At 60.7% G+C, this 26,131-nt stretch carries 26 protein-coding genes and 1 riboswitch; of the genes, 16 read left to right on the plus strand and 10 right to left on the minus strand.

Annotation, left to right across the window (positions count from 1 at the left end; genetic code table 11):
- Positions 1-248 precede the first annotated feature (248 nt).
- Positions 249-2,366, minus strand: a complete 2,118-nt coding sequence (gene glgB / locus WG936_RS10800) for a 1,4-alpha-glucan branching protein GlgB (RefSeq protein ID WP_339564465.1) — start codon at positions 2,364-2,366, stop codon at positions 249-251.
- Position 2,367: 1 nt separating this feature from the next.
- Positions 2,368-4,386: an alpha-1,4-glucan--maltose-1-phosphate maltosyltransferase gene (locus WG936_RS10805; RefSeq protein ID WP_339572915.1), complete on the minus strand. Its 2,019-nt coding sequence runs from the start codon at positions 4,384-4,386 to the stop codon at positions 2,368-2,370.
- A gap of 95 nt (positions 4,387-4,481) precedes the next feature.
- On the opposite strand from WG936_RS10805, the gene WG936_RS10810 reads away from it, so the two are divergent.
- The 11 genes from WG936_RS10810 (at position 4,482) to thiC (ending at position 14,434) form a co-directional block, all read left to right on the plus strand.
- Positions 4,482-5,306 (plus strand): ABC transporter ATP-binding protein, encoded by an 825-nt coding sequence (locus tag WG936_RS10810; RefSeq protein WP_339564467.1) that lies wholly within the window; start codon positions 4,482-4,484, stop codon positions 5,304-5,306.
- Positions 5,307-5,317: 11 nt separating this feature from the next.
- Entirely contained in the window at positions 5,318-6,088 is a 771-nt protein-coding gene (locus WG936_RS10815; RefSeq protein WP_339564468.1) for an NUDIX hydrolase, read from the plus strand.
- A complete protein-coding gene (locus WG936_RS10820; RefSeq protein ID WP_339564469.1) occupies positions 6,085-7,209 on the plus strand; it encodes a THUMP-like domain-containing protein in 1,125 nt (374 codons plus the stop codon). Before WG936_RS10815 ends, WG936_RS10820 begins: the two co-directional genes overlap by 4 nt.
- Before the next feature lie 24 nt (positions 7,210-7,233).
- The gene (locus WG936_RS10825; protein ID WP_339572916.1) at positions 7,234-8,013 is read left to right on the plus strand and encodes an electron transfer flavoprotein subunit beta/FixA family protein; all 780 of its coding nucleotides are present in this window, start codon (positions 7,234-7,236) and stop codon (positions 8,011-8,013) included.
- A gap of 13 nt (positions 8,014-8,026) precedes the next feature.
- On the plus strand, positions 8,027-8,896 hold the full coding sequence (locus WG936_RS10830; RefSeq protein ID WP_339564471.1) for an electron transfer flavoprotein subunit alpha/FixB family protein: 870 nt from the start codon (positions 8,027-8,029) through the stop codon (positions 8,894-8,896).
- The gene (locus tag WG936_RS10835) at positions 8,896-9,996 is read left to right on the plus strand and encodes a cysteine desulfurase family protein (protein WP_339572917.1); all 1,101 of its coding nucleotides are present in this window, start codon (positions 8,896-8,898) and stop codon (positions 9,994-9,996) included. Before WG936_RS10830 ends, WG936_RS10835 begins: the two co-directional genes overlap by 1 nt.
- Positions 9,996-10,173: riboswitch (cobalamin riboswitch) on the plus strand. Its footprint overlaps the gene before it by 1 nt.
- Positions 10,174-10,219: 46 nt before the next feature.
- Positions 10,220-10,897, plus strand: a complete 678-nt coding sequence (locus WG936_RS10840) for an energy-coupling factor ABC transporter permease (protein WP_339572918.1) — start codon at positions 10,220-10,222, stop codon at positions 10,895-10,897.
- Positions 10,898-11,197 carry an energy-coupling factor ABC transporter substrate-binding protein gene (locus tag WG936_RS10845; RefSeq protein ID WP_339564474.1) on the plus strand — a complete coding sequence of 100 codons (300 nt, stop codon included), beginning with the start codon at positions 10,898-10,900 and terminating at the stop codon, positions 11,195-11,197.
- Positions 11,198-11,905, plus strand: a complete 708-nt coding sequence (locus WG936_RS10850; RefSeq protein WP_339564475.1) for a CbiQ family ECF transporter T component — start codon at positions 11,198-11,200, stop codon at positions 11,903-11,905.
- Positions 11,893-12,666, plus strand: a complete 774-nt coding sequence (locus WG936_RS10855) for an energy-coupling factor ABC transporter ATP-binding protein (RefSeq protein ID WP_339564476.1) — start codon at positions 11,893-11,895, stop codon at positions 12,664-12,666. The genes WG936_RS10850 and WG936_RS10855 overlap by 13 nt, the downstream gene beginning before the upstream one ends.
- A 118-nt stretch (positions 12,667-12,784) precedes the next feature.
- Positions 12,785-14,434 (plus strand): phosphomethylpyrimidine synthase ThiC, encoded by a 1,650-nt coding sequence (gene thiC, locus WG936_RS10860; RefSeq protein WP_339572919.1) that lies wholly within the window; start codon positions 12,785-12,787, stop codon positions 14,432-14,434.
- On the opposite strand, the gene WG936_RS10865 is transcribed toward thiC, so the two are convergent.
- The 4 genes from WG936_RS10865 to WG936_RS10880 all read right to left on the minus strand — a co-directional run bounded on the left by WG936_RS10865 (position 14,431) and on the right by WG936_RS10880 (position 17,387).
- A complete protein-coding gene (locus WG936_RS10865) occupies positions 14,431-15,603 on the minus strand; it encodes an HNH endonuclease signature motif containing protein (RefSeq protein WP_339572920.1) in 1,173 nt (390 codons plus the stop codon). The two genes, thiC and WG936_RS10865, sit on opposite strands and share 4 nt — an antisense overlap.
- 142 nt (positions 15,604-15,745) lie before the next feature.
- Positions 15,746-15,997, minus strand: coding sequence for a hypothetical protein (locus WG936_RS10870; RefSeq protein WP_339564479.1), 252 nt, complete (start codon positions 15,995-15,997; stop codon positions 15,746-15,748).
- Positions 15,985-16,953, minus strand: coding sequence for a serine hydrolase domain-containing protein (locus WG936_RS10875; RefSeq protein ID WP_339572921.1), 969 nt, complete (start codon positions 16,951-16,953; stop codon positions 15,985-15,987). Before WG936_RS10875 ends, WG936_RS10870 begins: the two co-directional genes overlap by 13 nt.
- A complete protein-coding gene (locus WG936_RS10880; protein WP_339564481.1) occupies positions 16,950-17,387 on the minus strand; it encodes an ArsR/SmtB family transcription factor in 438 nt (145 codons plus the stop codon). Before WG936_RS10880 ends, WG936_RS10875 begins: the two co-directional genes overlap by 4 nt.
- Before the next feature lie 144 nt (positions 17,388-17,531).
- On the opposite strand from WG936_RS10880, the gene WG936_RS10885 reads away from it, so the two are divergent.
- The 3 genes from WG936_RS10885 (at position 17,532) to WG936_RS10895 (ending at position 20,718) form a co-directional block, all read left to right on the plus strand.
- The gene (locus WG936_RS10885; RefSeq protein ID WP_339572922.1) at positions 17,532-18,668 is read left to right on the plus strand and encodes an HNH endonuclease signature motif containing protein; all 1,137 of its coding nucleotides are present in this window, start codon (positions 17,532-17,534) and stop codon (positions 18,666-18,668) included.
- A gap of 71 nt (positions 18,669-18,739) precedes the next feature.
- Positions 18,740-19,813 carry a tRNA 2-thiouridine(34) synthase MnmA gene (gene mnmA, locus WG936_RS10890; RefSeq protein ID WP_339564483.1) on the plus strand — a complete coding sequence of 358 codons (1,074 nt, stop codon included), beginning with the start codon at positions 18,740-18,742 and terminating at the stop codon, positions 19,811-19,813.
- Complete coding sequence (locus WG936_RS10895) at positions 19,798-20,718, plus strand: methionine synthase (protein ID WP_339564484.1); 921 nt, start codon at positions 19,798-19,800, stop codon at positions 20,716-20,718. The genes mnmA and WG936_RS10895 overlap by 16 nt, the downstream gene beginning before the upstream one ends.
- A 125-nt stretch (positions 20,719-20,843) precedes the next feature.
- On the opposite strand, the gene WG936_RS10900 is transcribed toward WG936_RS10895, so the two are convergent.
- The 3 genes from WG936_RS10900 to WG936_RS10910 form a co-directional block, all read right to left on the minus strand.
- A complete protein-coding gene (locus WG936_RS10900; protein WP_339564485.1) occupies positions 20,844-21,368 on the minus strand; it encodes a carboxymuconolactone decarboxylase family protein in 525 nt (174 codons plus the stop codon).
- A gap of 70 nt (positions 21,369-21,438) precedes the next feature.
- Positions 21,439-22,035, minus strand: coding sequence for a peroxiredoxin (locus WG936_RS10905; RefSeq protein WP_339564486.1), 597 nt, complete (start codon positions 22,033-22,035; stop codon positions 21,439-21,441).
- Between the two features lie 193 nt (positions 22,036-22,228).
- Complete coding sequence (locus WG936_RS10910; protein WP_339564487.1) at positions 22,229-22,900, minus strand: 3'-5' exonuclease; 672 nt, start codon at positions 22,898-22,900, stop codon at positions 22,229-22,231.
- 74 nt (positions 22,901-22,974) lie between these two features.
- Between WG936_RS10910 and ligA the strand changes: the two genes are divergently transcribed.
- On the plus strand, positions 22,975-25,014 hold the full coding sequence (ligA, locus tag WG936_RS10915) for an NAD-dependent DNA ligase LigA (protein ID WP_339572923.1): 2,040 nt from the start codon (positions 22,975-22,977) through the stop codon (positions 25,012-25,014).
- On the opposite strand, the gene WG936_RS10920 is transcribed toward ligA, so the two are convergent.
- Positions 25,011-25,667, minus strand: coding sequence for an amino acid-binding ACT domain protein (locus WG936_RS10920; protein WP_339572924.1), 657 nt, complete (start codon positions 25,665-25,667; stop codon positions 25,011-25,013). The two genes, ligA and WG936_RS10920, sit on opposite strands and share 4 nt — an antisense overlap.
- Positions 25,668-25,835: 168 nt before the next feature.
- On the opposite strand from WG936_RS10920, the gene gatC reads away from it, so the two are divergent.
- A complete protein-coding gene (gene gatC, locus WG936_RS10925) occupies positions 25,836-26,129 on the plus strand; it encodes an Asp-tRNA(Asn)/Glu-tRNA(Gln) amidotransferase subunit GatC (RefSeq protein ID WP_339564490.1) in 294 nt (97 codons plus the stop codon).
- Positions 26,130-26,131 lie beyond the last annotated feature (2 nt).

Raw genomic sequence — 26,131 nt, forward strand, 5'->3', positions numbered from 1 at the left:
GCCTGATCTAATGCCGCTGCCATTCGTGTTTTGTTTTGTTTGCGTGCTCAGGGTTGCATTAGTCCGACCGAGACCCGAAGAATACGCACCAGCCACGGCAGGGATCGCTGTAGTGCTGTCCGTAGCCATGATTATGTGGGTAATTGCTGTGCGCCCTCGCGGGGGCGTCATTGCCCCTCGCCCTCGTGAAAAGCGCAGGTAGTAACTAGTAGACAGCGTACCTTTAGTGGCCTAAGAACTCTGCCAGACTAACCGTCCCAGCGGTACCACTGCGCAGACATGGCCGGGATATGCAGCGTCACGCAGTGCTCATAGCCATCCCAGTGTGAGTCGTGCGCCCAGACGGAGAGCGGCAAGTCATTGCCTGCGCCTTCGTAGACCGCGTCATCGGTGTTGATCACGCGCGTCCAGGTGCCGCCTGCGGGTACACCGAGGCTGTAATTAGGGTGGGTGCCACCGCCGAAGTTGAAGACGCAGAGGTATTTCTGGCCGTCGTTGCCGTAGCGCATGAACGCCAGGATGTTGTTGGTTGCATCGTCGGATTTGACCCAGGAGAACCCGGACTGCTCGTTATCCTGCGTGTACAGGGCTGGGGAGCCGGTGTAGACGAGGTTGAGGTCACGAACCATCCGATGGATACCGCGGTGGTATTCGGATTCCCAGCCGTCGAACTCGTGCCAGTCCAGGGAATGCTCCTCGGTCCACTCGCGGGACTGGGCAAATTCCTGGCCCTGGAAGAGCAGCTGCTTGCCGGGGTGCGCCCACATGTAGGCGAAGAGGGTACGTACGCCGGCGGCTTTGTTCCAGGTGTCGCCTGGCATCCGGGTCCACAGGGTGCCCTTGCCATGAACAACTTCGTCATGGGAGATCGGCAGGCAGAAGTTCTCGCTGTACTGGTAGATCATCGAGAAGGTGATGTCGCCGTGGTGGTGGCTGCGGTGGATTGGGTCCTTGGAGAAGTACTCCAGGGTGTCATTCATCCAGCCCATGTTCCACTTGAGGGAGAAACCGAGGCCGCCGTGATCGGTGGGGGCGGTGACTCCTGGCCAAGAGGTGGATTCCTCAGCGATGGTGAGTACGCCGTGGTGGAGCTTGTGCACGGTTGCGTTCATTTCCTGCAGGAACTGCACTGCCTCGAGGTTCTCGCGGCCACCGTATTGGTTCGGGGCCCATTCACCCGGCTCCCGGGAGTAGTCCAGGTAGAGCATGGAGGCTACTGCGTCGACACGTAGGCCGTCGAAGTGGAATTCCTCCAGCCAGTACAGGGCGTTGGCAACCAGGAAGTTGCGGACTTCGGGGCGACCGAAGTCGAAGACATAGGTGCCCCAGTCCTTCTGCTCGCCGCGCCGCCAATCTGGGTGTTCGTAGACTGGTCGGCCATCAAAGCGGGCCAGTGCCCAGTCGTCTTTGGGGAAGTGTGCTGGGACCCAGTCGACGAGGACGCCGATGCCTCGAGCGTGGAAGGCGTCGATAAGCGCGCGCAGCTCATCCGGCTCGCCCCAGCGGGAGGTGGGGGCGTAGTAACCGGACACCTGGTAGCCCCAGGAGCCGCCGAAGGGATGCTCGGCGACGGGCATGAACTCCACGTGGGTGAAGCCTTGATCGGCGACATAGTCCACCAGCTCGGTCGCCAAATCGGCGTAGCTCAGCCCTTCTTTCCAGGAGCCGAGGTGTACTTCGTAGACGCTCATCGGCTTTTGTGCGACGTCCTCACGGGTGGCCAGCCATTCGGCGTCTTTCCACTCGTAGGAGCTGGCTGTGACGATGGAGCCGGTAGCAGGGGGGATCTCTGCCTTGCGGGCCATCGGGTCTGCCTTATCGCGACGGTGCCCTTCCGGGGTTTGGATGGCGTATTTGTAGACGGTGCCCTCGCCAACCCCGGGGAGGAAGAGCTCCCAGATGCCCGAGGAACCCAAGGAACGCATCGGGTGCTGCGAGGCGTTCCAGCCGTTGAACTCGCCGACAACAGCAACGCCGATGGCGTTCGGGGCCCACACCGCGAAGCTGGTACCACTCACACCGTCGACGGTGCACACATGCGAACCGAGCACGTCCCAGAGGCGCTCGTGGCGCCCCTCGGCGATCAGGTGGATGTCCAGTTCTCCCAGCGTGGGCAGGAAGCGGTAGGGATCCTCGATGGCTACGGTTGCTTCCGGCCAGGTGACCTCCAGCTGGTAATTGCCGGCGGGGACGGTGGCTTCGAAGATGTCGTCGCCAAGCGGGCTCATCTCGTAGCGGCTGCCACCGGACAGGACGACGACGGAGCTAGCGCCAAGCTGGCGGGTGCGAATGACTTCGCCGTGGCGACCGTAGTAGGAGTGCGGGTCGTGATGCTGGCAGTGCAACAGACGGGACAGATCGGTCATTTTAGCTCCTGTACTCGGTTACTTCGCGCCAAGCGAGTGCTTCTCGACGCTCTTCCACGACCTCCGGCAGCACGAAGATATGCGCGACATCTTCCCACGGCTTGAGCTCGACGTAATTGCTCTCTCCCCAAGTGTAAGTGCGCCCGGTAATTTGATCTGCCACTTCGAAAGATGCAGGCATGCCAATTTTGTTCAAGTCCAGTCGCAGGATTCCGGACTGGGCGTTGTAGGAGTCCAAATTGACCACAACTAGTACCACATTGCCGGTGAGGGCATCTGCCTTGGAATAGGCCAGGATCTGGTCATTGTTGGTCTCGTGGAAATGGATGCTGCGCAGCTGTTGGAGTGCAGGCTGCTCCCGGCGGATGCCGTTGAGCATCGTGATGAATGACTCCAAGGAATCACCCCGCTCGAGGGCACCCGCGAAATCGCGCGGGCGCAGCTCATACTTCTCGGAGTCCAGGTATTCCTCCGAGCCCGGCTTCACGGCCTCGTGCTCGAATAACTCATAGCCGGAGTAGACGCCCCAGAGTGGGGACATGGTGGCGGCGAGGACCGCGCGGATAGCGAACATGCCGCGACCGCCGTACTGCAGCGAGGCGTGCAGAATATCCGGGGTGTTCACGAACAGGTTCGGGCGAGAGATGTCCGCCATGCCGGCGATCTCTTCGCCGAACTCCGTGAGCTCCTGCTTCGTGGTCTGCCACGTGAAATAGGTATAGGACTGGGAGAATCCGGCCTTGGCTAGCCCGTAGAGGCGTGGCCTCCGGGTGAATGCCTCCGCCAGGAAGATGACCTCCGGGTGATCCTCGTGCACCTGGGCGATGAGCCACTCCCAGAAGTTCGCTGGCTTGGTGTGGGGGTTGTCCACACGGAAGGTGGTTACGCCGTGCTCGACCCAGAACAGCACCACGCGCAGGATTTCTTCGTAGATGCCTTTGGGATCGTTGTCAAAGTTCAGCGGATAAATGTCCTGGTACTTCTTGGGCGGGTTCTCCGCGTAAGCGATGGTGCCGTCGGGAAGCACAGTGAACCACTCTGGGTGCGCTGTTGCCCACGGGTGATCGGGGGCGCACTGCAGTGCCAGGTCCAGCGCGATTTCCAGATCGAGTTCCTTAGCGCGCTGCATCAGGGCGTCAAAGTCCGCGAGGGTGCCGAGCGCAGGGTGCACGGCGTCGTGGCCGCCGTCCTTGGAGCCGATTGCCCAGGGGGATCCAACATCCTTCGGGCCTGGGGTCAACGTGTTATTGCGCCCCTTGCGGTTGACTTCACCGATCGGGTGAATCGGCGGGAAGTAAACGGTGTCAAAACCCATCTGCTTAACCCGCTCCAACTCGGCAGCGGCGGTGGCGAAGGTGCCGTGGACTGGGGTGCCGGATTCGTCAACGCCGCCAGTAGAGCGTGGGAAGAACTCGTACCAGGAGCTCACCAGCGCCTTACGGCGATCCACCTGCACGTACAGGGTCTGGCCCCGGGTCAACAGGTCACGTAGCGGGTACATATTGAGGATCGCGGAGACCTCACGGCTAAAGGCAGGAGCCACGCGGGCCCGGGGATCGCCGCTAGAACGCAAGGATTCGGAGACTGCGCGGAGTGCTTCCCGGTGGACCTTAGGTGCGCCGGAGGCGACTCGGTCAAACAGCTGTGCGCCGATTTCAATGTCATTAGCAAGCTCAGCGGCGCTCTGGCCGGCCTCGATTTTGGCGGTGACGTTATGACGCCAGGTGGCTACTGGGTCGCTCCAGACGTCGACACGCACGGACCACATGTCCGGCACATCCGGGACGAAGATGCCATGCACCTGGTCAGGGTCCTCCCCGCGGGACATGATGGTGCGACTCGTCTTCGCCGCGACGGCGGAGTCATCCGGACCTTTGACGTTGAGCGTTGCCGAGATTGCGTCGTGGCCCTCGCGCCAGGCGATCGCGAAAACGGGCACAACTTCACCAACAACCGCCTTGGCAGGCGCGCCGCCCGAAACCTGTGGTCTTACGTCATCGAGGCCGAGTCGTCCGGTCATGTTAAGGTCCTTTCCACTTGGGGATTACTAGATCCAGAGTAGGTGTTCGGCCACGATCGCACACGGCGACGGCAATTCGCTGCCATGATGGTGTGGTGAGTGATTACAACCCTGACTTGATCATCGACTTTGACGACGTCACCTTCGTCCGCAATAACCGCACGTTGCTCGGTCCGTTGTCGTGGCAGGTAGAACTGGATGAGCGCTGGGTCATCATCGGACCGAACGGTGCCGGAAAAACCACCCTCATGCGGCTCGCCGGCGCGGAGGAATACCCGTCCGGGGGTAGTGCCCGCATCATGGGGGAGCAGGTAGGCAAGACGGACATGCGTGACTTGCGGACCATGATCGGTGTCTCCTCCTCGGCGCTTGGTAACCGCATCCCGAAAGAGGAAACGGTGGAGGACCTCGTGGTCTCCGCCGCCTACGCGATCCTGGGGCGCTGGCGGGAGGAATATGACCAGATGGACTTCGACCAGGCCATGGAAATCCTCGAGCGCGTCGGCGCAGTTCATCTGACCAAGCGCACCTGGGGCACCCTCTCCGAAGGTGAGCGCAAGCGCGTCCTGATTGCCCGCGCCCTCATGACCAACCCCGAGCTGTTGCTTCTCGACGAACCCGGCGCCGGCCTCGACCTCGGCGGTCGCGAGGACCTGGTGGGGTACCTGGGCGAGCTGGCCCTGGATGCGGACGCCCCAGCGATCGTCATGATCACGCACCACGTGGAGGAGATCCCCTTCGGCTTCACCCACGCGCTGCTTCTCGACGAAGGCACCGTGGTAGCCCAAGGCCTGATCGATGACGTGATGACGAGTGAAAACCTGACTACAACATTTCACCAGGCCATCCACCTCGAAAGGATCGACGGTCGTTACTTCGCCCGCCGGATTCGCGGACAAGGCAGCCACCGCGCAGGCTAGACTTGGCGCTCATGAAAGGAATCCGTGGCGCCAAGCTCGCAGCGACAGTGATCCTCGTCCGCGATTCTCCTCTTGGCCTCGAGGTATACGTACAGGAACGTGTGGCGGAGATGCCCACCTTCCCGAACACCACCGTCTTTCCCGGCGGTGGGTTAGACGAGCGTGACCTCGGCCAGGGTGGGCCCGTCGATGGCGTGGAAGCACAGCGCTGGGGCAAGCTCCTGGGCATCGAGGCTGACATCGCGCATGGCCTGGTGATGGCCGCAGTACGGGAGGTCTTCGAAGAGTCGGGGATCCTCCTGGCCCGCCACCGCACCGGAGAATTAGTCTCGGATTCTGTGCAGTACGCTGCCGCGCGGCCGCTGCTGGAGAACCACGAGCTGTCTTTCACACAGTTTCTGGCGGACAACGAGCTCACCGTTGCCACAGACTTGTTGTATCCTTTCGCCCGCTGGGTAGGGCCGGGGCCCGTCGATCCGCGCTTTGACACGTTTTCCTTCGTGGCGCAGACACCGATGGGACAGCTGCCTGATGGCGCGACCCGCGAGGCCTCCTCGACGGGCTGGTTCCTGCCTTCGCTCATCCTCACTGGTTTCCGGACCGGCTTGGTGCGCCTTGTCATCCCGACCTGGGCGCAGCTGACGGCCCTCACTGAATTTCACACCGTCGCAGAACTGGAAGCTTCTTTGACCAACGTCGACATGACCCCGATCATCGGTGACCCAGATGATCCCTGGTTCGAGGACTTCTTCCGCTACGGGGACCTACCGGAGCGCTTTTGATATCCCTCGCTGAAGCCCGATTCCTCGTCGCGCACACTGGGCAGTTCGCCGACCTCGAGTTGCCCACGGATCCACTCAAGCGCGTCGCCACGCTCACGACCCGTTTCGGCGAGTACGGCCGCGCAGTCGCCGAGCTGCTCGACGCTCGTTCCAAAGGCAAGCTCCCCGCCACATGGCTGATGGATAGCGATAGTTCCCAGCAGGCCACGCCACTGGCCGTATCTGAAGTGCGTTTCGAGCGTATTCGTCGGGTGCTCGGTCAGTGCACAGTGCACGACGTGACCTGTTCCATCGGGACCGAAGGTGTGGCAAGCATGGCTGCGGGGCTGCGCTACTTCGGTTCGGATCTTTCCCTGCCACGCCTGGTGATGGCACAACACAATGTGCCAGAGGCATCGTTCTTCCAAGCGGACGCACTCCAGCCTTGTATCACGGCCGATGTGGTGGTGGCTGATCCTGCGCGCCGGGCCGGCGGCCGTCGGATCACGAATCCAGCAGACCTGCTGCCACCGCTGCCAGCACTCCTCGATGCTCATAACGGACCACTGGCCGTGAAATGCGCCCCCGGGCTTGATTTCTCCGAGTGGGATGGGCTGGTATCCCTAGTCAGCGTCAATGGCGGGGTGAAAGAAGCATGCCTCTACACACCGGAACTCGCGGAGGGGGCCAGCCGCGAGGCGGTGGTGATTCGCGGGAGCATCGATCGTCTCACTGACCTGCTGCCCACGCAGACGGAGCTTGCGGGGCCCCACGGCAGCTATCTCATCGACCCGGATGGGGCAGTAGTGCGCGCCGGGTTGGTACGGCACTTCGCAGTGCGGGAAGGGCTGTGGATGCTGGACGAGCGGATCGCCTATCTCACAGGTGACCGGATTCCGGCGGGCTACACCGGCTTTAAGATCCTGGAGCAGGTACCGCTGAAGAAGCTCAAGAGCGCGCTCGCACCCTATGACGTCGGCGCCCTGGAGATTTTGGTGCGCGGAGTAGATGTTGATCCGGACGCACTTCGTAAGAAGCTGCGGTTGCGGGGCAAGCAGGCAATGGCAGTGGTGGTCACCAGAATCGGCAGCCAGGGCGTGGCTCTTATCTGCGAGGCCAGAAGTTGTATGATCGAGGGCTGAACCTTTAAGCAACCAGGAGGAATAATGCCCGCAATCGTGGTCCTAGTGAAGAACGTACCGGACACGTGGTCCGTTCGGACCTTGAATGCAGATTTCACCATGCACCGCGAGGGCGTCGATGAAGTCATCGACGAGATCAACGAGTACGCCGTCGAACAGGCACTGCGCATCCGCGATGCCAACCCTGGCTTTGAAGTTGTTGCCTTAAGTGCTGGTCCGGAGCGCGCGCAGGAAGCGCTGCGTAAGGCACTCGCAATGGGCGCTAACCGTGCCGTCCTGCTCTCCGATCCGGCGCTGGCTGGCTCCGATGTGTTGGGCACTGCTTGGGCGCTCAACTGCGCGATCAACACCATCGCAGATGTGCAGCTCATCGTGGCAGGTAATGCCTCCTCCGATGGCGCGATGGGGGCTCTCCCCGGCATCATCGCCGAGTACCGGCAGCTTCCTTCCCTGACCAATCTCACTTCGGTTTCCGTGGCCAACGCTACGGTCACCGGCCACAAGGAAACCCCGGAAGGGTCCTATGAGCTGCAGGCGGCACTGCCGGCCCTCATTTCGGTGACGGAAAAGACGGACAAGCCACGCTTCCCGAATTTCAAGGGCATCATGGCTGCGAAGAAGGCCGAGATCTCGATGCTCGACCTCGCCGCTATTGGCGTCGCTCCGGAGTACGTCGGCCTCGCGCATGCTTCTACCGCAGTCACGTCGGCCACGCTACGGCCGGCTCGCGACGGCGGCGAGATGGTCTATACCGACGGCGCCGAGCGCATCCACCAGTTCCTTTCCGAAGAAAAGTTCATCTAGGAGTATTTGACCCATGACGTACGTACTTGCATCAGGTGAACACACCCTCGAGCTCATCGCAGCCGCCCAAGTCTTGGGCGATGTCACTGTCGTCGCTTTCGATGACGCTCCTTACCCGGTACCGGTGATCCGTTGCTCCGGTGAGGGCCGCGTGGTCATGCCCGCCGTGGACGCGCTGTCCATGCTTGCCGCGCAGACTCCGGCCCCGATCGTGCTGGCAGCCGATAGCGTGGGCAATGAGATCGCGGGTCGGCTAGCTGCCCGCCTAGCTTCGGGTGTGCTGACCAATGTCGTCGGTATCAATGCCGACCGCACGGCTACCATGTCCATCTTCGGTGATTCTTACGAGGTCGCCGCAGCCGTCGGTGGCAACAGCCCGATCTACACGGTGCGCGCGGGTGCTGTCGCGCCGGTGACGGCGGGCAGCGCCACCGAGACCACGATGGCGCTGCCCGCCGCGGGAGCGATGGACGCCGCAGTATTGTCCTTCACCCCGGCTGTGCAGGGCTCCCGCCCGGAGCTGAGCTCCGCAAAGGTCGTCGTTTCCGGCGGACGTGGTGTGGGAGATAGCGGATTCAGCGAGCTAGTTGAGCCGCTTGCCGATGCTCTCGGCGGCGCCGTCGGCGCTACCCGTGACGCAGTAGACAACGGTGCCTACCCGGCGCAATACCAGGTGGGCCAGACCGGTGTCACCGTTTCGCCGGACCTCTACATCGCGGTCGGTATCTCCGGTGCGATCCAGCACACCTCGGGCATGCAAACCTCCCGCAAGATCATCGCGATCAACAATGACGAAGATGCCCCGATCTTTAAGATCGCGGACTTGGGCGTTGTGGGAGATGCGGCAGAGATCGTCCCTGAGCTGCTGGCTAAACTGCGCTAATGCGCTACTTCGATCATGCCGCGACCTCCCCGATGCGGGAGAGCGCCCGCACGGCATGGCTGTCGGCCGCCGACATGCTGAACCCGGGTGGCCAGTACGCAGCGGGTCGCGCGGCGAACCGTGCGCTGGCTGAGGCGCGAGAAACCGTGGCAGCTGCGCTGGATTGCGAACCGATCGAAGTAATCTTCACCGGCTCCGGCACGGAGGCGGACAACCTGGCAATCCAAGGGCTCTTTCGCAAGTCCCCGCTGCAGCGGGTGGTATCCACGGAGATCGAGCATCCTGCGGTCCTGGAAACCGTGGCGGCGCTCGACGCTGAGGTAGAGATGCTACCGCTGACGGACGGTCGAGTGTCCTCCTTCGAGGCGCTGGCTACGCCGGCTGCGCTGGCAACCTGCATGTGGGCCAACAACGAAACCGGGATTATCCAGCCGGTTGCCGAGTTAGTGGCGGCAGCGGGGCATACCCCGGTTCATGTGGACGCGGTGCAGGCCGTGGGCCATGTTCCGGTGTCTTTCGCGAACCTAGGAGCCACCACTCTCGCCGGTTCGGCGCACAAGTTCGGTGGCCCGCGCGGCGTCGGTATCCTGCTGGCGCGGCGCAACGGTCCCGCACCGACCATCTTCGGTGGCGGGCAGCAGCGCGGGATACGCCCTGGCACTGTCGATGTGGCGGGTGCGGTGGCCACGGCGGCGGCCCTGTCGGAGGCGGTGTCAGAAATTCCTGCGGAAACGGCGCGGCTCACTGAGCTGCGAGAGCGGCTGCAGGCCGGCATCGCGCTTATCGACGGCGCAGTAGTGCACTCCCGTGGCCAGGTCCTCCCCGGACACGTCCATGTGTCCTTTCCTGGTGCGGAGGGAGACAGCCTCATTATGCTGTTGGACATGTTGGGGATCGCAGCATCCACAGGTTCCGCTTGTGCGAGCGGAGTGAACCGCGCGAGCCATGTGCTGCTAGCGATGGGGGTGGCTGAGGACGTCGCACGCGGAGCGCTGCGATTTACGCTGGGACGCACCACAACCGCAGCTGACGTGGATTTTTTGCTCGCGCATCTGGGCGGGGTCGTGGACAAAGCCCGAAAAGCTGGCATGGCCTTCTGATAATCTGTATTAGCTGCAATGTACGGGAATGTCGGTGTGAATCCGGCAGCGGTCCTCGCCACTGTATTGCTTCATGTATTAGGCGTGGTCTGAGTTCACTGCTTTCGGGCGGGAAGGACTGCAGGCCGTTAAGCGCAGAAGCTAAGCCAGGAGACCGATTGCGGCGTGCCTACTCATTGCGGCCCGCGAGATGGACGGGCCCCGGTTGGAAAGAAGAAGTGTCATGCATATTGCCGAGGGGTTTCTCCCGGTCGAGCATTGCGTAGCGTGGGGAGTGGCCGCTGCGCCGTTCGTTATCCACGGCGCCTACGCAGTGAATAAACAAATCAAGACCCGTCCCGAAACGGCCATGCTGCTCGGTGCTGCAGGCGCCTTCAGTTTTGTGCTCAGCGCGTTGAAAATCCCGTCCGTGACGGGTTCTAGCTCGCACCCGACCGGCACCGGGCTTGGTGCCGTGCTCTTTAAACCGCCGGTCATGGCGTTCCTAGGGGCCGTTGTCCTGCTGTTCCAGGCGATTTTATTGGCCCATGGTGGGCTGACCACGCTGGGCGCCAATGTGTTCTCCATGGCCATCGTCGGCCCGTGGGTGGCTTATGGCGTGTGGAAGGCCTTCGGCGGGCGCAGCCCAGAAATCGCGATTTTCTGCGCCGCGTTCCTTGGCAACCTGTCCACCTACTGCGTGACCGCAATGCAGTTGGCGGGTGCACACCATGCGGCGGGCTTCGGGAATGCTGCCGGTACCTTCCTCGCGCTCTATGCACCAACGCAGGTTCCGCTTGCAGTGGTGGAAGGCATCGTCACGGTACTGATTTTCCGCAGCCTGCGAGTGATTGCGAAGAAGGAATTGACCGTTCTCGGCATCCCAGTTGCCGGTCCGAAGCGAGAGCTGGTGCACGCTTAAATGAAGAATCTACTGCTGATCGCCGCAGCTGCGATCCTGATCATGTTCCCAATGTTCTTCAACTTGGGGGACCCTGCTGCTGAAGAACCATTCGCGGGCACCGATGCGGGGGCCGAGACCGTGGTTGCGGAAAATAACCCGGGCTATGAGCCGTGGTTCGAGTCTGTTGCAGGGGAGCTACCAGGTGAGGTCGAGGCAGGGCGCTTTGCATTGCAAGCTGGCCTCGGCGCGGGCGTAGTGGGCTATGTGCTTGGTGTCTACCGCGGCCGTAGCCAGCGTGAAGCCCCCGCAACGGCCTAAATGAACGCGCTGGAACTCGCTGCCTCGCGCAGCCGGTGGGCGCACATCAATGTTGGCGAGAAGAGCCTGCTCATTGTGCTGCTCTTTCTCGCCATCTCTGTCTCTGGGGTCAAGCTAGCCATTATTGGCGTGGTGACCTGCATGTTGGCGTCGATAGCAGGCGTCAATTGGCGGTTGTATGCGGGGTTGATTGCTGCCCCAGCCACCTTTATCGCTGTTGGCTTGGGGCCGCTCATCTTTGCGATCACCACCTCGGGGGTGGTGATGATTCCTGGTGGCCTGACGCATGCGGGCATGGTGCTGGCGCGTTCGGTGGTCGGTATGTCCATCACCATGCTGTTTGCGTTGACCACGCCCATGTCGGAAATCCTCATGTTCGCGCGGCGTTGCCACGCTCCGGAAGCTCTGATCCACGTCACAGCGCTGACCTACCGGCTGATCGGAACGTTGATCCTCACCGCCCGCGCAATGTGGGATGCACAGGCCGCCCGGCTCGGGCACAGTAGCGTGCGCCGCTGGCTGCGGTCAGTGGCTTCACAAGCGGCCTCGTTATTCGTCTTGTCTTTCACCCGGGCCCGCGCCTTGCAAGAAGGCCTGGAATTGCGTGCGGACGCAGCAGCCATGAGCGTCTTGAGTACTTCGCGCCCCGTCAATTGGTTCCGCGTCATCGGCGCGCTGATCGGAATGAGCTTGATATGTCTGTATTAGAAACCCACGCCGTACACTTCGCGCATGATGAGCCGGTGCTGAGTGGGGTGACTATGGACGTCGCTAAGGGCGAGCGCCTGGCGATCCTCGGCGCGAACGGCTCCGGCAAGTCGACGTTGCTTAAACTACTAGCCGGATCCTGGCGGCCGGATTCCGGCAGGGTGCTTCTCGACGGCAGCGAGCTGGATTACTCGCGGCGTGGGCGCGACCACATGCGACGCAACGTGCAGCTGGTGTTGCAGGAGCCGGACGAGCAGATCTTTGCTACCTCGGTCTCGGCCGACGTCTCTTATGGCCCAGTGAATTTGGGCTTGTCCACAGCGCAGGTGTCGGAGCGGGTGGCCGCCGCGCTCGAGCGCTGTGAGATCTCGCACCTGGCAGATCGGGTGCCGCATCAGCTTTCCTATGGCCAGCGCAAGCAGGTGGCACTGGCGGGGGCGCTGGCGATGCAGCCACGAGTGTTGCTCCTTGATGAGCCCACCGCTGGGCTTGACCCCTATGCCAGCGAGCGATTGTTGGCGACACTGCTGGAACTCAACGCCGCGGGAACGACAGTGGTGATCTCGACGCACGAGGTGGATTTCGCCTACGCGTTCGCGACCTCCGTGGGGTTGCTCAGTGCGGGGGAGCTGTTGGTGGGGAGTCCGGATTTGCTTAGCGACGTCCAAAAGATGCACGCTGCGCGCTTGTGCCTGCCGTGGGCGCCCTTGGTGTCGGGGCTTGTGGGGCGCGACATAGTTTCGGCGGAACAACTACTATAGAGACGCACCTCATTTCACCACGGGAGTGTGGCCGATTCCACGCTGAGAGGACGCAACATGATACGGAGCGTCGACCGTCTAACCTGTCCGGATAATGCCGGCGTAGGGAGTTCTTTTTATGATTACTACTGGGCCTATCTACCGTAGCCACAAGGTGTACACCTCGGTCACTTTCGGGGACACGGAGCTGCAGATCCCCGCTCGGCGGATCGACTTGACCACCGGTGAGCACTTTGATGTGTATGACACCTCTGGTCCATACACGCTGGATGACCCCGCTATTGACCTAGAGCAGGGGCTGCCGCGCACTCGCGAGACCTGGTCTCGAGCATCGGCAGTGTCGGCTTCCGAGGAACATCCAGAACTGAAGGTGCAAACGCAGCTGGCGTGGGCGCGCGCAGGAATCATCACGCCTGAGATGGCGTTCTGTGCGGCGCGCGAGGGCATGCCGGCTTCCTTTGTGCGGGATGAGGTCGCGGCTGGTCGCGCGGTGATTTGTGCGAACAAGAATCACCCGGAGATTGAGCCGATGATCATCGGCAAGGCCTTCGCGGTGAAGATCAACGCGAACATCGGCAACTCGGCTGTGACTTCTTCGATCGACGAGGAGGTGGAGAAGATGGTGTGGGCGACCCGCTGGGGTGCGGACACCATCATGGACCTGTCCACGGGTAAGGATATCCACGAGACCCGCGAATGGATCCTGCGCAACTCCCCAGTTCCGGTGGGCACCGTGCCGATCTACCAGGCGCTGGAGAAGGTCGGCGGGGACCCGACGCGTCTTTCCTGGGAGGTCTACCGCGACACCATCATTGAGCAATGCGAACAGGGCGTCGACTACATGACCGTCCATGCTGGTGTGCTGCTGCGCTATATACCGCTGGCCGCCGATCGCGTGACCGGAATCGTCTCCCGCGGTGGTTCGATCATGGCAGCCTGGTGCCTCAAGGAGCATCGTGAGTCCTTCCTGTACACCCACTTTGCGGAACTGTGCGACATCCTGGCGGCCTACGATGTCACGTTCTCGCTGGGCGATGGGCTGCGTCCGGGCTCTATCGCAGATGCCAACGATGAGGCCCAGCTGGCCGAATTGCGCACCCTGGGCGAGCTCACTTTGATCGCCCGTTCGCGCGGCGTGCAGGTGATGATCGAGGGGCCCGGACACGTGCCGATGCACAAGATCCCCGTCAACGTGGAGTGGGAAGAGGACTGGTGTCACGGAGCGCCCTTCTACACGCTGGGCCCGCTGGCCACCGACATTGCGCCAGGTTATGACCACATCACCTCCGCGATCGGCGCGGCGATGATTGCACAGGCGGGCACCGCGATGCTGTGCTACGTCACCCCGAAGGAGCACCTCGGACTGCCGAACCGGGATGATGTCAAGGTCGGCGTGATCACCTACAAGATTGCTGCCCACGCCGCCGATCTGGCCAAACAGCACCCGCGTGCGCAGGAGCGTGACGACGCCCTGTCTAAGGCGCGCTTCGAGTTCCGCTGGCATGACCAGTTTGCGTTGGCGTTGGATCCGGATACTGCCTTGGAGTATCACGATGAGACTTTGCCTGCTGAGCCTGCCAAGACTGCACATTTCTGTTCGATGTGTGGGCCGAAGTTCTGCTCGATGCGGATCTCGCAGGATGTGCGGGACTATGCAGCTGCGCACGGTTTGGAGACCGTTGAGGCGCTGGAAGCAGGTATGAAAGAGAAATCCGCAGAGTTTTCAGCCGCGGGTGAGCGCGTGTATTTGCCGGTGGTCGAGGGCTAGTTGCTGTGGGCCAGTCTCCGGGCATTGGAGCTCCTGGCCCTAGGGCTGTTGTTTCTTCGCCGGTTCCCACTGCCGTCGACGTGTATCGGAACCTCGTTCAGAATCATCTTGATGTGGGCTTCAACTGCGCTGTCATCATTCCATCCGTGGTGTTTCGAGCACAGGGGTGCCAAGTTATCGATGCTCGTGGGGCCGCCTCGCGACCAGGGGATAACGTGGTGCGATTCGCAGCGACTGAGTGGCGCATCGCACCCAGGGTAGACGCAGCAGCCATCTCGGGAGAACATTGCGAGACGCTGGTGGAAAGTGGCTGATCTGCTGGCGGAAACCATCGATTTCACGGCGCCGTGGTGGTCGTGGACGATGATGTAGTCGCTGATGCGGTGGCCGTCGAGAAGCGCAAGGTCGTAGAGGGTGAGGTCGATGCCGACGTTGCTACCGAACTTGGCGCGCCAGTTGAACTCGGCTTCTTCGGTGACGCCAATGGTGAGGGAGCAGTGGCCTGCGGTGTCTTGCCGGGTATTCGAAGCCCAGCGTAGGACTTGGAAAAAGTTGTCTGCGTGTCGTTGGGTGACAGTGCGGTTGTCGTCCTTGCGGCGATCCTCGGTGGCTTGTTCGACGCGCCACGCATCATCCATGAGTGCCTTGAGAAGCGCAGCGTGGGCTGCAGGGGCGTAGCCATGGAAGGAACACCCGCCGTGCTCGTCTTGGTCGCGGAGTTGGAAGCGTCGCTGACGGTAGGCCTCGTGCGGGTCTTGTGTCAGGCGAAAATTCTCTTCTCGGACTAGTTCTTTGGCGTAGGCATGTGTGGATTTAGGGGAGGACTCACGGGCTGCGTCGGCGGCGAGGTCGTAGATCTCCTCGCGTCGAGTTGATGCGGAGGAGAGCTTTTCCAAAGCGGAAAGGATCAAATCTTGATGCTCGACGGGGACTTCTGCCGACCACGTATTGGCTGAGCGCCGGTGAATGCGGAAGGCCTCGCCTGCGGAAGCTCCCGCACGTTCCAAATCGTTCTTTTCGCGCCCAGCCACCATGTCTGTTTCGAGTCGCGCAATGAGCTCCTTGATGTGGAGCAATTCGGGGAAGTGCTGGAAATCTTCACCAAAGTCGACGGCGAGCTGCAACAGCTCCCGCACCTTGGCTAGTGTCCCGATTCCCCCGTGTTCCATATTTTCATTATACCATTGTGACATTAGAACGCAAGTGCTATTATGGCGTTATAGAAGCCAGGAAAATGGGGTAGTGGTTGGTGGACATGTTCTAACATTAGAAGCTGCACTATTGACGTCGATTAGCGCGCAGATCCGGCAATTACACTGCCTTGCGGGGCCACATTGAGTATGTCACCAGCGCCCCGGCCGTCACCGCGATCGCCCACCACAGCTGAACCGGGACGGTGGTGAGCCAATTCACCTTGCCCATGGATAGGATCCAGCAGCATAGGGCAACTATCAGGGCATTTGCGATGGCCATACCGGGACTGCGTTTCGGGGTCTTCCAGAACTCCCAAGCCAGCCACAAGACGAGCAATAGTACAAGGATCCAGGAGGTTATGGCTTCCATGACAACATATCCTTTCCGAGTTGATTGACCCACACGCTGGAATCGGTATTGACGAAGGCAGCCTGCTTTCCAGCCGGATCGAACACCAACATGGAGCGGAAGCCGCCGGTGCCGCCGTTGTGTGAGATGTATTCCTCTTCCTGTTTCCAGGTGTACTCCGGCACGCCGTGTGTCATGACGTGAGTGGTGAACTTGGCCATGTCCGCTGGTGTGGAGCGTATCGCGCCAGCGGGGGCGTATCCGTCCATCTCCCAGTTCGCCGTGAGTCGACCACGTTGGTTGAATCCCTGTGGGGCGTCGCTGGCGGTTCCTGGGACTGCGACGTAACTGTCTGTCATTTCCAGTGGAACGAAAATACTCTCCCGGACCAGTTCTTCCCAGGGCTTTCCGGCCTTTTCGGCCAGTAGCTGACCCAGCAGGGCTGCGCCCAGATTGGAATAGGTCTGGGTGCCCTGATTCTTCAGCTTTGCCGCTAGCGCCATGTCAAAGATGTCTTGGCGAGAAACGTCGAGGTAGGGGTTGCGTTCTGTGATAGAAGCAAGTGGGTCGAGTCCGGGGTTGCGGGGGAGCCCAGCTTCATGATTTGCCAGGGATGCCAGGGTGGCTTCGCCGATAGGTGCGCCCTGCGTATCAATGATCTCGGAGACGCGGGTGTCTAGACTGACGTCACCTCGCGCTACCGCCTGACGTAGCAGTTCAGCATTAAAGGTCTTGGTGATGGAGCCGATCTCTATCTCCGTGTTCGCGTCGGCACCAAGGCCAGCGAAGGTCGGCTTATCTCCGGCGATCACGAAGCCGGTGACGTTGTGAGCTCCCTGCGGGGCGTGGTCATGGATGAAAGCGGCGAGTTCGGCGTCGCCGGTTTGGTCGTCGGAAAGCTGGACGCGGTGCGGACCCAGCAAGATCAGTGCGGCGGTGACCATGAGGCCGCACAGTGTGGCGAATAGCTTCTTCATCGGTGGTCCTCACTGGAGGCGACGATGGTCAAGAGCGGCACGACGCGGGCTGGGGGAACCTCGAAATGGCCGTCGCGTTTGCGAACCCAACCTGCCGACTGTAGTGCGCCGAGGTGATGGTAGGCAGTGCCTGTCGACGACAGCCCGGCTGTCACCAATTCCGCAACTGAAGCAGGTCCTTCGAGTAAGCGGCGCAGGATCGTATGTCGGATCGGATGGGCGAGGGCAGATATGCGCTCGAGTGCATCGTCAAAGATTTCATCGGTCAAGAATTGCGCTGGGCGGGCCCACTCGTACACGAAGTGCCGGGAGCCAACCGTGACATCGCCACTGAATTGTACGATGCCACCTTCGTACGTCGGTGGACTCTGCTGCTCCAGCTTGTTGAGGCGTTCCTCGAGTTCCTGCAGCTTCTTATGAACTTCAGAATCCATAATTCTAAAAATACAGAAAAATGGAAAGTTGTGCTTAGGGATGTGCGACTTCCGTGCTTGCGTCCGTTGGCGTTTAGTTCTAATTAGCTATTGTGTTCTACTTTTGTTCTGCTATAATGGGAGTAGAACTACGGGGGTGGGGAAATGATTGCTACAGCTAACAAAGCTATTGAGCGCGAGCTTATCGACGGCACAGGCTTCGATTCTTTTGGCGAACTCTTAGCGCTAAAGGAATCAATCGCCCGCCTAGAAACCGAGATGGCGCGTGGCCGGGAAGTCTACGAGCTTGTCGATGCCGGACTATCCCGGCCCACAGCGCGGAGGCTTGAGCTTAGGGCTTCCTATTTATGGTCGGAAGGTGTTTCGGTCGAGCATCAAGATCTCATCCTGTCGGCCTTGGAGAAGCTTTCTGGCAGCTCGCCTCGTAGGCAGGAGATCGATGACCTGGGTGCTGCAGCGGCGTTGGAGTCCACACCTCAAGCAACATACAAATATGTCAAGCAGCTGGTGCGTGATGAAAATGAAGCGCTCGCGTGTGATCCTGGAGAGGCGCATCGCCAACGGCGCTTCGCGATGCGCCAACAAGACGAACATGGCGGATGCCTGTTCAACGGCTATGCGCCCGCAGCGACAGCTGCGCTGTTGCAGGCGCTGCTGGATCAGGCGTATCGCGCAGATGACAATGGGAAAGCGGAACACCGCACAGTTGCGCAGCGCAGCTTTGATGCCTTTGACATGGTGGTGAAGTGGGTGTCCTCGGATCGTCGCATTGCTACAGGGCACGCTTCGTTGGTCGTATCGATCACTGAAGGCGACGGCTTCGACTGGCGCGCCAAGTTCGCCACAAATGCCGGCATTGATCTCAACCTTTTCGATATTGACATGCTGCGCGACGATCGAATAACCGACTATATCGTGGTGCACGAGCGCAACGGAGCGATCAAAACGCTTGTCACTGCACAGCGATGCGCCAACTTCCACCAAAGGGTGAGCTTGATTGCCCGAGACCTCGTCTGCCACCACCCAGGCTGTGACGTTCCGGCCAGTCGATGTGAAGCAAACCATGTAACCGCTTGGAATCGAGGTGGAGCGACCTCCATCGAAAACCTAGGATTCCTCTGCCGGGATTATCACAGGCGCAACGATGACAACAAGATCCGAAGACACATGGATATGTTCGGTGGCGTGCCGTGGTGGGTAGATGACGAAGGGAGAGCAAGGAGGAATCGCTCACCGGCTGCGCAGCGTGCCGGCGCTAGGAGAGTTACAGATCCCGAGTGAGAACCTCGCTGACCGTCCATTTAGCATGCGAGGAATCAGCGACTAAGCTGTGAGCCCTGAAAGGGGAAACGATGCGAGTTTTAGCAGCAATGAGTGGTGGCGTCGATAGCGCAGTGGCGGCTGCACGTGCGGTGGAGGCTGGACACGACGTCGTCGGCGTGCACCTGGCGCTCTCCCGCGACCCGCAGGCAGTGCGCGAATCCTCCCGTGGCTGCTGTTCACTGGAGGATTCAGCCGATGCACGCCGAGTGTGTGACAAGCTCGGTATCCCGTTTTATGTATGGGACTTTTCGGACCGCTTTAAAGAAGACGTGATCGATGACTTTGTCCAGTCTTACGAAGCCGGCGAAACCCCGAATCCCTGCCTGCGCTGCAACGAGAAGATCAAGTTCCGCGCACTGCTAGAGCGCGCACGTGCACTAGGCTTCGATGCCGTCGCCACCGGCCACTACGCCAAGATCATCGACGGACACCTGCGCCGCGGCGACGACCCTCAAAAGGACCAGTCCTATGTGCTCGGCGTGCTCACCCGCGACGAGCTCGACCACTGTATGTTCCCGGTTGGGGATACCCCTAAGCCATTGATTAGGGAGGAAGCCGCTCGGCACGGGTTCTCGGTGGCAAAGAAGCCGGATTCCTACGACATCTGCTTCATCCCCGATGGCAACACCCAGGCCTTCCTGGGCAAACACATCGGCATGCGCCCGGGACTCGTGAAGGATTTGGATGGCAATGTGCTGAAAGAGCACCAAGGCATCCACGAGTTCACCATCGGCCAGCGCAAGGGCCTCGACATCAAACAGCCCGCTGCCGATGGTAAACCGCGCTATGTCACCGACATCAACGCCGCCACCGGGGAAGTGACCGTCGGTTCGCGCGCGGACCTTTCGGTAACGGGCATCACCGCAGACCGGCTTAAAAGGCTGCACCCAGCGATGACGGGTGAGATCGAGTGCCAGGTTCAAGTGCGTGCGCACGGGGAAGTCGTCCCATGCACCGCGCTTATCGACGCCGATTCCATGCAACTCACCCTGCATCAACCACTCCAAGGAGTCGCGCGCGGACAGGCAGCCGTGCTGTATCTGCCGGACTCGGACGGAGACATTGTGCTCGGATCGGGAACAATCTCATGCACTTCGCACTAGGTCCACTGCCCGGCACCTCCATGCGCGAAGCGGCGGAGGTGATCGCTGGTGAATGCTCGGTGCTGGCTATCCCGCAATTGCCGCAGCGCGGGGTCGGGTCTGATGCGGTTGGGCGCACCTGCGGTGTGCTGCCGTTCAACGTGGACGTAAGTCCCCGTTCCTGGCGCTTGGTCAACCGACCGCAACTGGTAACGCGTCGCGTGTGGGACCGGCTAGAAGCAGATCTAGATACGTGTGAAGAGGTTTGGGGCTCCTCGATTGACACCGTGAAGGTTCAGGTGGTGGGGCCATGGACCCTTGGAGCGGTGCTCGAGCTACCTAACGGGCACCGTGCGATAACCGATCGTGGTGCGATGCGGGATATTCGCGAAGGGTTGGCACACGGATTGGCGGACCACGTCGCGGACGTACGGAATCGTTTCCGTGCTGAGGTGCTAGTTCAGGCAGACGAACCACTGTTGGGTGCGGTTACTTCTGGGGGAGTAACGGGCATCACCCAGTGGGAAACTATCCCAGCCGTGCCTGAGCCAGAGCTGCTTGACTGTGACATCCTGCAGCTCTCAGATCCGCTCTGGCAGCTGCGCGCACCGCAAATTCTAGTGGATCGCACCTTGATTTCTGGCTCGGCTAACCTCGACGGCTTCGGGATGATGGTTTCCGACGGGGTGCGCGTGGGACTCGGCATCGCGCCGGCCCGCGTCGATGAGCTGGGGGAAAGGCCACGCGGAGTGGCTGTGGAACTGGCACGGCTGTGGGATGAGCTCGCATTGTCTCGCGAGTTATTGGCTGACGTGGATGTGTATCCGGTGGGCGTCGAGAAGCTGACCTTGGCTGATGCCGGTGCTGCGCTGCGCTTTGCGCGGGTGGTGTCGGAGATGCTGACGCGCGATGCAGGGGACCTTTAGTTGGTGTGCGGGGTGTCCCAATCCTTGGTCTCGGGTCATAGAAAACTCCCCACCAGTTAGACTCTGATTTCTCAGTCCAACTAATGGGGAGCTAGTGTGACGCGGTTCAGCTGTAAGGGCCGTGCTTAGCGAGCGTCCTGGATCTGGATTGCCTGTGCCACTGCGTTGACAACGGCGCCGATCTTGACGGCCTCCCAGACCTGCTCCTTGGTGAGGCCTTCAGCCTTCACGGTCTCGGCGTGGGAAACGAGGCAGGCCTCGCAGCCGTTCATTGCGGACACGGTGATGGACCACAGTTCGAAGTTGGCCTTCTCCACGCCTGGGTTGGAGATGATGTTCATGCGCAGGCCCATTTTGACGTTGGTGTAATCCTCACCCAGCATGTGGCGGGAGCGGTACGCAACATTGTTCATTGCCATGACGGTAGCGGCGCCGAAAGCGGACTCGAGGGCTGCTTCGGACAGGTGTCCCTTGGCCTCATCGACGATCTCGGAGATCACGGTCTCGTTTTTGGTTGCAGCAGCTGCCGCAACGAGTGCGCCCCAGAGCTGTTCTTCGTTCAGCTCGGTGGAACGGGCAAGGGAACCGATGTTCAGCTTCTGGTCCTTGGCGTACTCGGGCAGGGCGTTCTTCAGGTTATCGATAGACATATTTGACTCCTTTTAGGTAAAAGTGAACCCCGCCGCCAACGGGTGGGCAGGCGGGGTAGAAGGGAAGACCTTACTTCAGGGCTTCCTGTACTTCGGCGAACTTGTCGATGTTCTTGGTTGGGTCGTTTGCCTGCCAGTTGCAAGCGCAAACCTCTTCGGACTGCAGTGCGTCGAGGACGCGGAGGACCTCGTCTACGTTGCGGCCGACTGCATCTGGGGTCACGGAGACAAACTGGATGATGCCGTCTGGGTCAACGATGTAGGTCGCGCGGTCTGCAACGCCGTTGGCATTCTCGACGCCGAGTTCCTTGATGAGCTCGTGCTTGATGTCGGAGAACATTGGGAACGGAACGGTCTTGAGTTCTGGGTGGGTTGCGCGCCAGTTGAAGTGTGCGAACTCGTTATCGATGGAGCCGCCGAGGACCTGGGTGTCGCGGTCCTGGAACTCTTCGTCCAGCTTGCCAAAGGCAGCGATCTCGGTTGGGCACACGAAGGTGAAGTCCTTCGGGTAGAAGAAGATTACCTTCCACTTGCCGGGGTAGGAATCGAGGGAAACCTCTTCGAAGTAATCCTCAGGCTGTGCGGCGTTGACCTCGTGGAGGTCGCCACCCTTGAGTGCGGTGAGCTTGAACTCTGGGAACTTATCGCCAATGGTCATCAGTGCCATGTGAAATCCTCCTGGATTAGTGTTTTGTGTGCCAGTCGAAGTGTGTGCTTCGAACTTGATAGCCATTATGCCCGCCTTCCCATGGCCCGGCAAGAGTTTCACCCTTTGGGTGTGTTTAATCAGGATAGGAATAGGTTATGATATGGACTGGCCTGCACGGAAAGGTAAAGCTAATCAATTGGAACGTGGGTGATTAGCTTTGCATGGGCCAGGAGAGGTTCACCGAACTGGCGTCCTCACCCTTGCCTTCCAGATAGCGTTTGAAGCTGTCTTGAGCCTTGTAATAGCCCACGGCCTGGAACTCCATGAGTTCCTCCCAAGGCAGAGTGCCAAGCTCAGGCCACTGGTGAACCTGTTTCCACGCGATGCGAGCAGCTGCGAGCGCATCGGAGGTGGCCTCGTGTGCGTTGCCCAATTTGACGTCGTAAAGCTGGCACAAATCGGTGAGGGTGCGCTTGCCCCGGCGGTAGGGGTCCTTCACTTTGTCGATGACATAAGGATCATAAACGGGACCGCTAACCACAAAACCGGGACGTAGCTGTCCCAAGACGGTGAGGTCATAGGAAGCGTTGAAAACGATCAGCGTCAGCCCATCCGACCAACCCTGCTCGATCGCAGCGATGGTGTCGCTGAGTACATCCTCGTGAGGTCGACCATGTTCGCGGGCGTGTTCCGTGGTGATGCCGTGCACGCGCTGCGCGCCCTCAGGAATTTCCACGCCCGGATCCGCCAGGTGTTCCTGCGCGGTGACCTCTTTCCCCTCAATTCGGACCAAAGCCGAGGTCACGATGCGCGCCTCGAAAGGGTTGGCTGCGGTGGTTTCCAAGTCAAAGGAGAGCATGCGCTGTGGACTAAAGGAGTTCATGATGTTGACTTTAGACGTTGCCACCGGACATGGGGTGCCCCCAAGCGTTCGAAGCGGAAGTATCATAGACAGCCGTGACTGAGAATAATGCGGAACTGCGGCGGCGCTGGGACGAACTTGCAGGCGAGGTGCGTCGGCACCGCGACCTGTACTACAACGACACGCCCGCAATTCCCGACGCCGACTTCGACGCCCTCTTCCAGCAGCTGCAACAACTAGAGGCTGCGCACCCTGAGCTGGCGGTGCCAGAATCCCCAACCATGGAGGTAGGCGCCCCGGCCGCAGCGAGTAGCAGCTTCGCAAACGTGGCGCATCTCGAGCGGATGATGAGCCTGGATAACGTTTTTGACGAAGCCGAGCTCTCCGATTGGCTCGCGCGCACCCCGGCCAAGCGTTATCTCACCGAGCTGAAAATCGACGGCCTCTCCATCGACCTCGTCTACCGTGCGGGCCGCTTCGAGCGCGCCGCAACGCGTGGCGACGGCAGAGTCGGCGAAGACGTAACGGAAAATGCCCGCGTTATCGAGGACATTCCGGCGCAACTCACTGAAACATCGGAATATCCCATCCCTGACCTCCTAGAGGTGCGCGGCGAAGTATTCATCGCTGTGGCGGACTTCTCGGATGTGAACGCGCAGCGCATTGAAGAAGGCGGCAAGCCCTTCGCCAACCCTCGCAATGCGGCCGCCGGCTCCCTGCGCCAAAAGAATCCCGCAGATGTGAAGAAGCGCCGCTTGCGCATGATCTGTCACGGTATCGGCGCCCTCGAAGGCTTCACCCCAGAGAGCCAGCACGACGCCTACGTTGCTCTTAAAGCCTGGGGGCTGCCGGTATCTGACTACACCGAGGCAGTGAGTTCTCCAGCCGAGGTGCTGAAGAAAGTGAAGTACTGGGCGGAGCACCGGCACGACGCGAGCCATGAAATGGATGGGTTGGTCGTCAAAGTCGATGATCTGGCCTCTCAACGCGCACTCGGCGCTACCGCCCGCGCGCCCCGCTGGGCAATTGCCTACAAATACCCGCCGGAGGAAGTCACCACCAAGTTGCTCGATATTCAGGTCGGTGTCGGTCGCACCGGTCGGGTCACTCCCTTTGCGGTGATGGATCCGGTTCTGGTGGCTGGTTCGACGGTCTCCATGGCCACGCTGCATAATCCGAGCGAGGTTAAACGCAAGGGAGTGCTGATCGGAGATACGGTGGTGATCCGCAAAGCGGGTGAAATCATTCCTGAGGTGCTGGGGCCGATTGTCGAGAAGCGGGACGGCACGGAGACCGAGTACGTCTTCCCAAGCACCTGCCCCGAGTGTGACGCGGTGCTCGCGCCGAGCAAGGAAGGGGACGCCGACTGGCGCTGCCCCAACACTCAATCCTGCCCGGGCCAGCTCGGGGCGCGGTTGACGTACTTGGCAGGCCGCGGTGCCTTTGACATTGAGGCGCTGGGGGAGAAAGGGGCTCACGACCTGATCCGCTCCGGCGTGCTTATCGACGAAGCTGGCCTCTTCGACCTCACGGAGGAGGATCTGAAGAAGACCAGCGTGTACACCACCAAAGCTGGGGCGGTGAACGCCTCGGGAAAGAAGCTGCTGAAGAACCTGGCGGAATCCAAGAACACGGAGCTGTGGCGCGTCCTCGTTGCGTTGTCGATCCGTCACGTGGGTCCGACTGCCGCGCGCGCCCTGGCCAAGCGTTATACCTCGATGGAGAATCTGCGCGCAGCTTCGGTCGCGGAGCTGGCTACCACTGAGGGGGTCGGGATGATCATCGCCCAGTCCTTCCAGGAATGGTTTGAGCTGGATTGGCATCGCAACATCGTCGCTCGCTGGGAGGCCGCGGGCGTGAGCATGGCAGACGAGATCAGTGAGCTGCCGGAGCAGGTACTCGCCGGCCTCACGATCGTGGTGACCGGCGCGCTGGACAACTACTCCCGAGACTCCGCAAAAGAGGCCATCGTCAGTCGTGGCGGGAAGTCATCCGGTTCGGTGTCCAAGAAAACGGACTTCGTGGTGGTGGGGGAAAACGCTGGTTCCAAGGAAACGAAGGCTCGCGAGCTAGGATTGAGAATCCTGAGTGAGGCGGAATTCACCCGGCTGCTGGAAAGCGGCTCCCCAGACTAGTTCAGGATCGACCCTACGATGTTGCACAGCATCCCGACCTGTTCAACCTCAGTGGCGAGGAAATCGGGGCCACCGGGACGACCGACTACTAGCATCATGCCGGTCTTTCCGATGGGCGCGGCGCACAGCGACGCATCGAGCATCCGCCAGGATTCGGGAACCCAGTCCTCCTCCTCGCGAAGGATGCGCGCAGTAGCAACGTCAGCGTGCGGTGGGTTGGTGCCGTCATCTTCTGGTGCTGCGCTGGATGCCGCGATCCGGGACATCCGCTCCGCGTTTTCCAACACAATTGCCCAGCCGGAAGTCATGGTTCGTGGCAGCACGTCCACAAAGTCTGCCATGGCCTGATTGCGTTTGCGCTGGTGTTGCGAGACCGTCGCGAGCATCTCAATCTGTCCACGTCGATCCACCCGGCCAGAGAAGGGGCGAATCGAATCGACCTGGACGCCCGGAATTGCCTGGGCTGCGGTGATGATGCTGTCCGGGAGGGTACCTGCGGGCAGGGAAACGACGATGTCATCGGTGACCAGGTCACCGTTCGCCTCCACGACATCCACGGACTCGATATTGCCGCCCATGGTTCCCATTGCATCAGCCAGCTTGCCGAGGCTACCTGGCATGTCAGGAATCATGACACGAATGAGGTAGGACATTTCTGATGCCGCCTTTCGCGGATAGATAACACAGCTTTACAACTATAACGCTCGTCACTTATCAAATGTTCCATGTTGCCCTCTGGGGTAGCCCGCAGCCCCGGTCGGCTACACTTTTCGGGTAGCGTTTAATGCAGTACTAAAGCCCAATTGAATGGAGTTACGCTCGTGCCTGAAATTTCGCGCGAAGAGGTCGCTCACCTGGCAAAACTTTCTCGACTCGCCCTGAGTGATGAAGAGCTGGACATGTACGCAGCTCAAATCGATGGCATCATCGCCAACGTCAGTGCAGTCGGCAAAGTTGCTGCCGAGGGAGTCCAGCCAATGAGCCACCCACACGACATCGAAACCACCATGCGTGCCGACGTCGTAGAAAAGACGCTCACTGCAGAGCAGGCCCTTGACCAAGCGCCAGACGTAGCCGAGCAGCGATTCGTCGTGCCACAGATTTTGGGGGAGTAAAG

The organism is Corynebacterium sp. H127 (assembly GCF_037482665.1).
Classification (GTDB): domain Bacteria; phylum Actinomycetota; class Actinomycetes; order Mycobacteriales; family Mycobacteriaceae; genus Corynebacterium.